General features: G+C 75.5%; 9 protein-coding genes. 3 read left to right on the top strand and 6 right to left on the bottom strand.

Annotated features, from left to right (window positions below; translation table 11 throughout):
- Positions 1–89 precede the first annotated feature (89 nt).
- Positions 90–653: a hypothetical protein gene (locus ACFW1A_RS01240; protein WP_380402013.1), complete on the top strand. Its 564-nt coding sequence runs from the start codon at positions 90–92 to the stop codon at positions 651–653.
- A 146-nt stretch (positions 654–799) separates the two neighbouring features.
- On the opposite strand, the gene ACFW1A_RS01235 is transcribed toward ACFW1A_RS01240, so the two are convergent.
- The 4 genes from ACFW1A_RS01235 to ACFW1A_RS01220 form a co-directional block, all read right to left on the bottom strand.
- Entirely contained in the window at positions 800–3,067 is a 2,268-nt protein-coding gene (locus ACFW1A_RS01235) for a hypothetical protein (RefSeq protein WP_380402010.1), read from the bottom strand.
- Positions 3,067–5,475: a dynamin family protein gene (locus ACFW1A_RS01230; protein WP_380402008.1), complete on the bottom strand. Its 2,409-nt coding sequence runs from the start codon at positions 5,473–5,475 to the stop codon at positions 3,067–3,069. Before ACFW1A_RS01230 ends, ACFW1A_RS01235 begins: the two co-directional genes overlap by 1 nt.
- A 128-nt stretch (positions 5,476–5,603) precedes the next feature.
- Positions 5,604–6,446 (bottom strand): NAD(P)H-binding protein, encoded by an 843-nt coding sequence (locus ACFW1A_RS01225; RefSeq protein ID WP_380402005.1) that lies wholly within the window; start codon positions 6,444–6,446, stop codon positions 5,604–5,606.
- Positions 6,447–6,600: 154 nt separating this feature from the next.
- On the bottom strand, positions 6,601–7,506 hold the full coding sequence (locus tag ACFW1A_RS01220; protein ID WP_380402000.1) for an alpha/beta hydrolase: 906 nt from the start codon (positions 7,504–7,506) through the stop codon (positions 6,601–6,603).
- A gap of 114 nt (positions 7,507–7,620) precedes the next feature.
- Between ACFW1A_RS01220 and ACFW1A_RS01215 the strand changes: the two genes are divergently transcribed.
- A complete protein-coding gene (locus ACFW1A_RS01215) occupies positions 7,621–8,637 on the top strand; it encodes an AsnC family transcriptional regulator (RefSeq protein WP_380401996.1) in 1,017 nt (338 codons plus the stop codon).
- 18 nt (positions 8,638–8,655) lie between these two features.
- Here the strand turns inward: ACFW1A_RS01215 and ACFW1A_RS01210 are convergent, their stop codons facing one another.
- Complete coding sequence (locus ACFW1A_RS01210) at positions 8,656–9,495, bottom strand: hypothetical protein (RefSeq protein ID WP_380401993.1); 840 nt, start codon at positions 9,493–9,495, stop codon at positions 8,656–8,658.
- A gap of 43 nt (positions 9,496–9,538) precedes the next feature.
- Positions 9,539–10,012, bottom strand: coding sequence for a MarR family winged helix-turn-helix transcriptional regulator (locus ACFW1A_RS01205; RefSeq protein WP_380401990.1), 474 nt, complete (start codon positions 10,010–10,012; stop codon positions 9,539–9,541).
- Between the two features lie 139 nt (positions 10,013–10,151).
- Here ACFW1A_RS01205 and ACFW1A_RS01200 point away from each other — a divergent pair, with 139 nt between their 5' ends.
- Complete coding sequence (locus tag ACFW1A_RS01200; protein WP_380401987.1) at positions 10,152–11,636, top strand: MFS transporter; 1,485 nt, start codon at positions 10,152–10,154, stop codon at positions 11,634–11,636.
- Positions 11,637–11,849 lie beyond the last annotated feature (213 nt).

The raw sequence follows: 11,849 nt of genomic DNA, 5'->3' as shown, positions 1-11,849 counted from the left end.
CGCCAGGACCGACGACAAGGGATCCGAAGCCACGTGATCCGGAGGAACGCGGACCGAAGGCATGCGAATGGAAGGAAGAGTGGGGACCGATGGCCGAGCACTCCGCCACCCGGACCGGCCGCCTCATGGCGGAGCTGCGCGCCGGGGCCGTGTTCCGCGCGGTGGCGCCGATGGAGGCGGTGCCGGGTTGGCCGCTCCCGGCCCGCCGGCGCCGGGCCGGCGCGGAGCCGGTGGTCGCCCTGCGGTTCCCGCTGCACACCCACCGGGCGGTGCGCGAGGGCGGTGCCCTGCTCTTCCCGCCGTTCGCCACGCTGACCGCCGACTGGGCCACCGGGCGCGTCGTCGAGTACACGGACCTGCGGTACAGCCGGCCCTGGCCGGTGCCCGGCGGAGCATCGGAGCCGGTGGGCTTCTTCCCGCACGAGGCGGTGCGGACCACCCTCGGCGCCTACACCGCCGACCGGGAACGGCTGTTGGCCGGGTACGACGACCTCGCGGACGCGTTGGCCGCGGAGCGCGCCTTCGGCGGCGCGCCGGACTTCGCCGAACTGCTGCGGCGCCTGCTCGAACCGGGCCTGGAGCCGTACTACCGCGCGCTCGCACCGCGGTTCCTCGACCGCTTCCTCGGCCCGGGACCGTCCGCAGCAGGCTGACGTACCGGGGTCGGGCGGCAGCGGTCGCCCGACCCCGGGATGACGCTCCGTCAGCAGGGCTCCTGGGCGGCGACGCTTCCCCGACCCGGCGCCGTCGGCGCACCGGGGCCGGTCTGCGGCGGGCGGCCGACCGGGCCGACGTTCCGTCAGCAGGGCTCCTGGAGGGCGCGCCGGTACGCCCACCGCAGGTCGTCGGCCAGTGCCGTCGCCCGGGCGAGCCCGAGCGCGCCGGCCCGTGCGAGCGCGCGGTCCACGGCCAGGCCGGTCAGGTCGAGGTGCTGCAGCAGGTAGGTGCGCAGTGGCGCGGTCCCGGCCTGCTCGCGTGCCGCGGCGAGCAGGCCGGCGAGCCGGTCCGGCGGCAGGTCGGCGGCGCCGGGCGGGTCGAACGGGAAGCCCAGCCGCAGGAAAGCGTCGACCGCGGCGGCGCCGCCCGCGTCGCACCGCTGGACGGCCAGGCCCACCGCGGCGTTGGTGGCGAACGACAGCACGGGCGGGTCGGCTGCGAGGCCGTGCGCCTGTCCGGCCGCGCCGACCGCTGCGGCAGGGTCGAGGTCCTCGCTCGATCCGGCACCGCGCTGGTCGACGCGGTTGAGCACGACGGCCACGGCGCGCGGGTCGAGCCCGGCCGCGAACTCCCCGACCAGCTGCCCGGTCCGCACCCCGGACGCGCTGCCGATCTGCGTGTAGTCGACGGTGACGACGCAGCCGTCCGCCTCGGCCAGCACGGTGCGGAGCACCGCCTCGGTGTGGGCGGCGGCCGCGGACCGCGCCGAGGCGCCGGGCCCGGTCGGTCCGGCGTCCACCCCAGGGGTGTCGATCAGCAGCAGGGTGCCCTGCCCTTGGTAGCCCGGGACCGGGACCCGGACCCGGGGCAGCCAGCGGGCGGCCCCGGCCACCTGCCGGGCGGGCAGCACGGTCAGGGCGAGCCGCACCACGTCGCTCAACTCCGCCAACACCGACCGCACGTCGTCCGTCCCCCGGTACTCGGCCCGGAGCTCCGCGGGCCGCGTCAGGAGGTGCTCGGCGGTGTGCCGCAGGGCCGGCCGGTCGGCGAACGCGCCGGGGTCGACGCTGCCGAGCGCGCGCGCCAATTCCTCGACCAGCGCCCGGTGTTCGTCCCGCATGCGGGCGGGTACGGCCAGGGTCGGGGCCGTGTCGCCCCCCGGTGCGGGCGCGGGCACCGGTACGAAGGCGGTGGCCAGCAGGGTCGCCGGCCGCACCGGGTGCGGGGCCACCGCCGCCCCGAGCACCGCGCACAGCAGCGTCGACTTGCCGGCCTTGAGCGGCCCGACGAACGGGATCCGCAGCTCGCCGCCGCGTTCGGTCAGCGCGTGGAGGTCGGCGCGCAGCCGCTCCGGCGCACCGCTCCCGGTCAGTGCCGCGCCGAAGACCGCCAGCAACTCCCGCGCCACCGGGCTGAACCGGTGGCCATCGGCCAGCACTGCGGCGTTCCACCGGTTGCGCCCGGCGGCGAGGTCGGACTCCGTGCGCCGGATCTGGTTGAGTGCCCCCGTCAGCCGCCTGGCCCGCCGGCGGCTCTCGCCGAGGTCCTCGCGCACCCGGTGCTGCCAGCTCTCCGGCAGGCCGTCGAGCTCGTCCAGCCACCGGGCGTACTCCCCGGGCGCGGCCACCGCGTCGAGCAGGCGGCCGCAGAGGCCGTCCACCTCGGTCCGCCACCGCGCGCAGATCCGGTCGGCGGTCTCCCGACGGTCCGTGGTGCCGGGCGGCAGCACCGGGGCGGGGACGGTCCCGCGCTGCCCGGGCAGGTCCGGCGCCGCGACGGGCGAGGGGCGGAGCGCGTCGACACCGGGGCACACCTCGACGGCCGCCGCCCGGATCCGTGCGAGCCGGCGGCGGTACGTCGTCACCTCGCCGTCCAACGCCTGAGCGGCGGTACCGAGCGCGCCGGCGAGCTGCTCCGCGACCTCCTCCAGGGCGGCGAGGGCCGCCGGGGCGAAGTCCGCCTCGGCTCCCGCCGCCCGGCGGATCGCCCGGGTCCCGTCGTGCACCGCGCGCTCACGGCCGGCCGCGACCGCCCGGCGGAACTCGGCCACCGCGGCCGCGGCCACCGGCACCGGCCAGGCGGTGTACCGCAACGCGTCGGCGAGCAGGTCGGCGTGGGCGGCGGTGCTCGCCCCGCGGGTCTCGGCGAGGTCGCCCAGCGCGGCCAGTGCCTCGTGCAGCGCCCGGACGCCCGGCCACACCTGCGGGTCGCACCGGTGCAGCGAGCCGGGCGGCAGCGGGTCGGGAACGGTGCGGGCGGCGGCGCGCAACCGCCGGGCCCGCTCCCACACCGGGTCCCCGTCGGCGCCGAACAGGTCCCGGGTGCCCTCCTCCAGGGAGGCCAGCCGGTCCAGGGCACGGACCAGCAGCGACCAGGCCGCACCGCACTGTGCCGGCGCCGGCGTGGCCACTACGCGCCCACGCCCCGCTGCTCGTACTCGGCCAGCCGGGTGAGCAACGAGCCCAGCCGGAGCTGCTGTTCGTGGGTCCGGGCCAGCAGGGCGGTCAGCGCGTCGAGACGGCGCTGCTTCTCGTGGGCACTGAGCCGGGAGGAGTCGACCGCCCGCTGCACGGTGTCGCGCAGCGAGACCAGGAAGTCGCCGACGTGGCCGAAGTAGGCGTCCAGGGAAGCGCGCACCTCCTTGGCCACGTAGTCGGCCAGCTCGCCGCGCAGGGTGTCGAGTTGGGAGTCGAAGGCGGTGCGCAGCGCGGCGGCGACGGCCTTGCGGGAGACCTGGTGGTGGTGCACGTCGTAGCTGCTGCCGCTGTGGTGCACGACGACCCGCTTGGTGAACGTCTTGGGGAAGAACCAGCTGACCAGCGGGACCTCCTCCTCGCTGTCCCACCCGGAGCTGTACCGGGTCTCGGAGCGCACGGTCGCCTTCGGCAGCTCCACCGTGATGGCACCCTCGCTCACCACCGGCTTCGGCACGTCCAGTTGCACCGCGAAGGTCTGCGACAGCTTCGCCGTGGAGGAGGCGAGCAGGGCCCGCACCTCCCGTTCCTGCACCTCGATCGCCCGCGCCGCCAGCCCGTCGACCCGCCGGCCCAACTCCGTGCGCGCCAGGCCGAGCACCTCGCCGAGCTGGTCGGCCACGGTGGCGCTCATCCGGGCCGCGTAGGCGTCCGCGGCGGCCGGGGAGTCGAACTCCTTCAGGTCGGCGTCCCCCTGCTCCGCGAGCACACCGTTGGCGAGGATGCGCCGGCCGCGGTCCAGGACGGCCAGCACTCCCGGGAACCGCTGTCGCCGCGGCGGGGGGACCGCGCTGCCGGGGGAGGCCTCCAACAGGGCCACCACGTCCCGGCCCTGGTCGCGCACCTCGCCGACGAACTTCTCCAGGTCGCGCCGGAACGCCCGGACCAGCGCGGCCGGGTCCGGGAGCGCCGCGCGGACGGCCTCCAGCCGTTGCAGGTCGCGGTCGAGGTCGGCGAGCGCCGCGGCGATCTCGGCGCCGCCGGTGCCGGTGGCGCCCACTTCGAGCCGGACCACCGGGTCGAGCCGGTCCACGGCGTCGAGGTGGCGCCGCAGGCCGGAGCCGAGCAGGACGGGGACCGCGCCGGCGCGCAGCCGGCCGAGGGCTTGCTGCGCCAGCGCGGTGACCCCGCTGCGCTCGACCACCTGCAGGGCGTCGCGCCGTACTTGGGGAGCGGTCAGCGCGGGGCGGATCTCCTCCCACGCGGAGAACGGGGCGCGCTCGCGCATCAAGGCCCGCACCGCCTCGCTGTCGCCGGGTGCGAAGGCGTCCCCGTCGCGGTCGGCCTCGATCAGCACCCGGGACCCGCTCAGGCCCCAGGTGGCGACGGACTCGAAGACCTGGGCGGCGGCCTGCTCGGCGGTGAGGCCCAGCCCGGCGGCGACGGCGGCCCGGGTCTGCGCCGGCCCCTGGTCCGCGTTCCCGCCGTAGCCGCGCAGGTCGACCTTGTTGACCACGGCGAGGATCTTCTCCCGCCCGATCACCGCCAGTTGCGGGCCGAGCAGCTCCCTGATCTGCTCCGCGGCGCTGCTGCCCATCTGGGTGAAGTCGAGGACCACCAGGACCACGTGGCTGGCCCGGAGCACCGCGTCCAGCACCGCGCCGAGCTGGCTGGACAGGGCGTACTCGTTGGGTCCCGGTGTGTCGACCAGCACGAGCTCCCCGCCGGTGGCCCCCGCGACGGCCGAACCCGACCAGAACCCGCTGCGCAGCTCGGGCAGTTCGTGCAGCTCGCTGATCACGTCGCCGGCGTTCGCCAGCACCGCCAGCCGCAGCAGGTCGTTCAACCGGGTCAGCACGGCGTGGATCTCGGCCCGGCCCCGGTACTCGACCAGCACGGGCGGTACGGTGCCCGCGGTGATCTCCTGCAGCAGCGGCACGAGTTGGCTGTGCTCCTCGGCAGGGCGCCAGCCGGAGCGCCCGACCTCGGTCCGCACGGACTCGACGACCCGGTCGAAGAAGGCGACGGTGTCCGGGGGGACCGTCATCTCCGGCCACTCGGGATCCAGGCCGTCGACCAGCCGGATCCGGGTCGGCAGCGTGGTCATCGGATTCGCCCGCGCCGGCAGCAGCGGATATCCGACGAGGGCGTTGACGAGGGTCGACTTGCCGGCCTTCATCGGCGCCACGATCGGCATCACCAGGTGCAGGTCGCGGACCGTGCGCGCGTGTCCGCCCAAGTCCCGCCGCACGCGCTGGGCGTCCGCGGCGTAGGCCACCCCGAGCGCCAGCGCGGCATCGAGCACCGCGCCGACCTGCTCGAACGCGTCCAGGCTGTCGTCACGGAGCGAGGCGAGGAGGGCTTCGCGCCCGGCCTCCGCCTCGGGGGCACCAGGATTCTCCATGCTGGCAGTGCTTCCCTCCCGCGGGAGAATGAACACGGCTCTCCCATGAGACTTTCGGCAGGGCGCCGGCGCGGTCGGCGAGGTGCCGTGACGGTTCGTCAGGATCCCGTGCCGCCGCCCTGCCGGCCTCAACTCCGGAACGCGGCCGCGTGCTCGGCGGCCCAGGTGGCGAAGGTCCGGGCCGGGCGCCCCAGGAGCCGCGCGACGGTGTCCGTCGTCGGCCCCGGCGCCGCCAGGCACGCGGCCGCGTACCCGATCAACCGGTCGGGCACGTCCTCCGGAAGCCCCTGGGCGAGCAGCGCCCGGCGCAACACCGCGGGGGAGACCTCTTCGAAGGCGACCTTCCGGCCGACGGCCTCGCCGATGAGTCGGGCCCTGTCGTGCTGGGTGAGCGACTGCGGCCCGGTGATCGCGTAGGCGCAGCCCGCGTGGTCGGGGTCGAGCAGCGCCCGCACCGCGATCTCGGCGATGTCCCGCTGGTGGACCGGGGAGCTGGCGGCGTCCCCGTACACGCCCCGGGCCAGGCCGGTCGCACGGATCTGCGGGGCCCAGGCCAGGGCGTTGGCCGCGAAGTCGGCGCACCGCAGGAACGTCCACTGCAGCCCGCAGGCCCTGGCGGCGGTCTCGACCCGCTCGAACTCCTCGGCGAACCGCCGGTACCCGCCGCCGTACTCGACGGTGACCGCCGACAGGACCACCACCCGGCGCACGCCGCGCTCGGCCGCCAGGTCCAGTACCTGCGCGCTCGCGCCGTCGACGGCGCGCGGACTGAGCAGGAGGGCCTCCACGCCGTCCAGCGCCGGCGCCAGCGACTGCGGCCGCGACGGATCGCCGACGATGAGCCGGGCGCCGTCGGTGAACCCGCGGGCGGCCGGATCCCGCGTGACCGCCCCGGCCTCGGCGCCCCGGGCCACCAGCAGCCTCACCACTTCGCGGCCGACGGTTCCGGTCGCGCCAGTCACCATGATCATGTGCACACTCCTCTTCGGGATGCGGCTGTCGCCTCGCGTCCCCGCGGTTGCGCGGGCGGTGGTACTCGGAGTTCGCGGTGCCCGGACCGGCCGCCGGCCGCGCGCACGGCGGGGGCTGCTCCGGTGCCGGTCCTCGGGCCGGGCGGTGCCTGCGTCATCGGGGTGCCAGGTGCTCGTGCAGGAACGAGGTCTGTGCCTCGACGGCCCGCTCGTGCGATTCGAGGAACGGGGCGTAGTGGCGGCCCGTCAGGCGGACCACCTCGGCGCGCGGCGCCCGGCGGGCGGCCCGGACGGCGGGTCCGGGCAGCGTGCTCCGGTCCTGGTCGCAGACGACCACCAGCAGCGGGCAGCGGATCCGGGACGCGTGGCGGCCGGGCCGGTACCCGCCGATCCGCAGCGCGATCCGGGCGGCGACGGTCCGCTCCCAGGTGGTGTGGCGACCCTCGGGGTCCAGGGCGCGGTCGGCGTCCGTGGCGTCGGGCGTGGTGAGCGAGGCGACGGTGCCGCGCGGCCCGGACGTCGGGACCAGCAGCGGTGCCCGTCCGAGCAGGCCGCCGAGCGCGTCCGCGAGGCCCAGGCCGAAGAGGCCCAGGAGCGCGCCCGGCGTCATGGCGCGCAGCGCGTGGGGAGCGATCGCCCGACCGTCGACCAGCGGAGTCTGGGCGATCGCGCCGGCCAGCCGCGGGTGGTCGGCCGCGACGCGGAAGATGTGGCCGCCCGCGAGCGAGAAGCCCCAGGCGGCGATCCGGTCCGGGTCGACGTCGGGCAGCGTGGCCGCGAAGTCGATCGCGGCGTGCCAGTCGGCGACCTGTTCGTCGAAGCGGACGATCTGGCGCGGCGTGCCGCCGCTCTCGCCGAAGCGCCGGTGGTCGAAGGCGAGGACGGCGAAGCCGGCGGCGTTGAACCGTGCGGCGAACAGGTCCGAGGCCGGCTCCTTCGTCACGGAGGTGCCGCCGGCCATGACCACGCAGCCGCCGTTGGTCCCCGGATAGTGCCAGGCGGCGCACGAGGTGTCGCCGCTGGTGAAGCGTACGTTCTTGCGTTGCTGGAGCACGGGCACCTGGGCCTCCGCAGTGGTTCCGGTGTTCTCGGGGTGCTGGGGACAACCCCATCGTTGGGGCGTCGGCGGCGCGACGGGCACCGCAGGGCGGCGGGATGGGCGAAACTTGCCTCCATGGCGCGCGAATCGACGAATTCCGTACTGAGCCCCCTGGACCAGCGGCTGGTGGCCGCCCTGCAGTGGGACGGCCGGCTCACCGCGGAGCGGGCGGCGCAGGCGCTCGGGCTCGGCGCCGCCACCGTCCGCCGCCGGCTGCACGCACTCGCCGCCGACGGCACCGTGCGTGTCGTGGTCTCGCCCGTCGCGCGCCCGCGCAACGGGGGCTCGGCCGGGGCCCTGTTCCTGCGGATCCGGGTCCTGCGGGGAAAGCTCGACACCATCGTGGCCGCGCTCGCGGCCCGCGAGGACATCCCGTTCATCGACGTCACCACGGCGGGGGACGAGATCTTCGCGGTCGCCCGCACCGAGCCCGGGTCGAGCGACCCGCTGGTGTTCCGTCAACTGCCCTCCACCCAGGCGGTGACCTCCGTGGAGAGCGCGACGATCCTGCACGTGTTCCGGCTCACCTCCGAATGGCGCCACCAGGTGCTGACCGCACCCGAACGCGCGGCCCTCCGGCCGGGCGAGCCGGTCGCGGCGACGACGGCTCCCGACTCCCGGGGCCCGTACGGCGTCGACACCGATGCCCTGGAACAGTCCCTCGTCGAAGCCCTCGCACCCGACGCGCGGCTGAGCGCGACGGCTCTGGCCGCGCGCACCGGCCATCCGGAGAGCACGGTGCGCCGACGCCTGACCCACATGGTCGTCCAGGGCCGTCTGGTCACCCAGGTGCTGGTCGATCCCCGCCGGCTCGGGCTGCCCATCGAGGCCAAACTCCTGTTGCAGGTGCCCCCCGACCACTTGGCCGCAGCCGGGCAGGCGCTGGCCGACCACCCGTCGGTGCACGGCGCGTTCGCGACCTCCGGGCCGTCGAACCTGCACGCGGCCGCGTACTTCCCGGACCTGACGGCGCTCTACGGCTTCCTCTCCCGCGACCTGGCCGGGCTGGGCATCACCCACGTCGAGACGGCCATCGTCAGCCGCGCCGTCAAACGCGCGCCCATGCCGGTCCAGCCGGCCCCGTCACGGTGACGTTCCGTCGGGCGCGGGTCAGGGTCGGCGGCCTCCTGCCAGCCGGAACAGGGCGGCCGTGAGGGCGGCGACGAACCGGTCCCGGGTGGGCTCGTCGACGAGGTCCAGGGACAGGTACGGGTTCAGGTCCTCCAACTCGACCAGGAGCAGTCCGCCGTCGGGGGCGCGGCAGGCGTCGACCCGCTGGATGCCGTGCCCGACGGTGTTCCAGTCGATGAAGCGGTGGGCGAACTCCAGGTCGGCGGCGGTGGGTTCGTACCGTTCGAGGTGCCAGCGCCGCTGCGGGTCGGGGGCGTGCAGGGCGTACTGGAAGGCGTCGTCGACGAAGTAGAACGAGACCTCGTAGGCGAAGCGGATCAGCGGCTGGACCAGGACGTCCCCGTGGGCGGCGACGGTGTCGAGCTGTGCCCGGGGGACCACCTGCAGTCCTATCGAGTCGGCGCCGAGCTTCGGTTTGACGACGTACTCGGGGACGACGGGCAGGCGGGCGACGTCCGCGGCCCGGTCGACGGTGGGGATGACCGGGTACCCGGCGGCGCTCAGGTCGACCAGGTACTGCTTGCCGGCCATGTCGGCCCGCCCGGTCAGCTGGTTGTACACCAGGGCGCCGCGGTCGAGCGCGCGGCGGCGGAAGGCCTGGTACGCGTCCTGGTAGCCCAGCACCGGGCCGCTGTTGCGGACGACGACCAGGTCGAAGGCGTCCATCAGCGCGGCGGCGTCGAGCGGGTGGCACAGGGCGACGTCGAAGTCCGCGCGCAGGCGGGCGGAGAGCTGGACGTCCTCGTCGCCGTACCGCCGCCCCCGGGCGGGATAGGCGAGGTCGGTGACGAGCAGGACGCTGGGCCTGGCGGCGGTCATGGCTCTCCTCGGGGGTGTCCGGTCGGGGTGCTGGGCCAGCCGGCTACGGCTCGGCGCGCGGCCAGGGGCGGCCCTCGGAGCGCTCGATGCTGGTGTTGAAGTGGATCAGGCTGTCGCAGAGCCCCGCCACCTGCTCGGGGGTCCAGTCGGCGAGCAGGTCGCCGATGCCGTCCAGCGTGGTGGCGCGGTCGGCCGCCAACTGCGCGGCGCCCTCCTCGGTGACCCGCAGCTTGCGGGCGATGCCGCCGTCCGGGTCGGGGATCCGCTCGACCAGGCCGGTCCGCAGCATCGCCGAGGTCTGCCGGTTGACGGTGGAGGTGTCCAGGCCGAACGCCTCGGCGAGCTCGCCGATCGACATCGGTCCCTGCACCCGCATCCGGCTGAGCAGGTGGTAGGCGGAGCGGTCGAGCCGGCGCTCCATGCCGGTCGTCCGGCCGCCCAGGCTGTGCCGGGAGAGCAGCATCAGCTCGCGCTCCAGCACGCCGAGGGTCTCCCGCCGATGCCGGAACTGCGCCATGGTCCGTCCTCCCGCTCACTGCCCGCGTCGATCACCGAGAGGCTACCCCGGCGGGCCGCGATATGTATGATGCACGCGATATGCATCATGCACATCGCTGCGGGCGCGGGCCCGCGGTCCCCAGAGGCGAGGAAGAGCAATGAGCGAAACAGCGGCCGCGCCGCGCGGCACCGGAGTGGTCGCGGTGCTCGCGGCGGCCGGCATCGTGGTCGCGTTGATGCAGACCCTGGTGGTGCCGGTGATCCCGGAGCTGCCCAAGCTGCTGCACACCTCCGCCGCCAACGCCTCCTGGACCATCACCGCCACGCTGCTGGCCGGTGCGGTCGCCACCCCGGTGCTCGGCCGGCTCGGCGACATGTACGGCAAGCGGCGGATGCTGCTGGTCAGCCTCGCGGTGCTGGTGGTCGGCTCGGTGGTCTGCGCGGTCAGCTCCGCGCTCGCGCCGATCGTCGTCGGCCGGGCGCTGCAGGGGTGCGCCGCCGGTGTGATCCCGCTGGGCATCAGCATCATGCGGGACGAGCTGCCGGCCGAACGGCTCGGCTCCGCGATGGCGCTGATGAGCTCCTCGCTCGGCGTCGGCGGCGCGCTCGGCCTGCCGACCGCCGCCGCCATCGCCGAGCACGCCGACTGGCACGTGCTCTTCTGGGTCTCGGCCGGCCTCGGCGCGGTGGTGCTGGCACTGGTCCTGCTGCTGGTGCCCGAGTCGGCCCGGCGCAGCGGCGGCCGGTTCGACCTGGTCGGCGCGGCCGGCCTGTCGGTCGCGCTGGTCTGCCTGCTGCTGGCGGTCTCCAAGGGCAGTGACTGGGGCTGGACCGGCGGCACCACCCTGGGTCTGTTCGCCACCGCCGTGCTGGTGCTGCCGGCCTGGGCCTGGTGGGAGCTGCGCACCGCGCAGCCGCTGGTCGACCTGCGGGTCAGCGTGCGCCGCCAGGTGCTGCTGACCAACCTGGCCTCGGTGGTGGTCGGCTTCTCGATGTACGCGATGTCGCTGGTGCTGCCGCAGTTGCTGGAGATGCCCCGGGCCACCGGCTACGGGCTGGGCCAGTCGATGCTGATGGCCGGTCTGGTGATGGGTCCGTCCGGCCTGGTGATGATGGCGGTCTCGCCGCTCGCCGCCAAGGTGTCGGCGAAGGCCGGGCCCAAGGTCTCGCTGCTGGTCGGCGGGGCCGTGATCGCCTGCGGCTACGGCCTGGGCATCGCCCTGATGAGCGCCGCCTGGCAGTTGCTGCTGGTCTCGGTGGTGATCGGCACCGGCATCGCGTTCGCCTACGCCTCGATGCCCGCACTGATCATGTCGGCCGTGCCGGTCACCGAGACCGCCGCCGCCAACGGGCTGAACACCCTGATGCGTTCGATCGGCACCTCCACCTCCTCGGCCGTGGTGGGAGTGGTGCTCTCGCACCTGACCACCTCGTTCGGGCCGTACCAGCTGCCCTCCCAGGACGGCTTCCGCACCGCGCTGGCGCTGGGCTGCGGCGCGGCGGTGCTGGCGGTGCTCGTCACGGCGCTGATCCCGGGCCGCGGGCGGACCGCCGCGCCGGTGCCGGCCCAGGCCGCCGCACCCGCCGACGCACCGGTCGGTCGCGTTTCCGGCGCGGGCCGCGGCGGGGACCGGGAGCACTGAGTCGCAGCACCGAACGCGGGGCCCGAGGCGCAGTCACGCCCTCGGGCCCCGCACGGGCTTGCGCAGGTGGCCGACGCCGGCGCGCGGCCGGTCAGCACCCCCGGCCGCTCAGAGCTCGCGCCCGGCGATCAGGTCCGTGTCCGCTCAGAGCTCGCGCCCGGCGGTCAGGTCGGCGTCCGCTCAGAGCTTGCGCCTGGCGATCAGGTCGGCGTC

It is taken from the genome of Kitasatospora sp. NPDC058965 (genome assembly GCF_042741245.1).
Lineage (GTDB): Bacteria > Actinomycetota > Actinomycetes > Streptomycetales > Streptomycetaceae > Kitasatospora.
The sequence above is the reverse complement of the archived record's forward strand: the minus strand, read 5'-3'. Positions and strand labels throughout refer to the sequence as shown.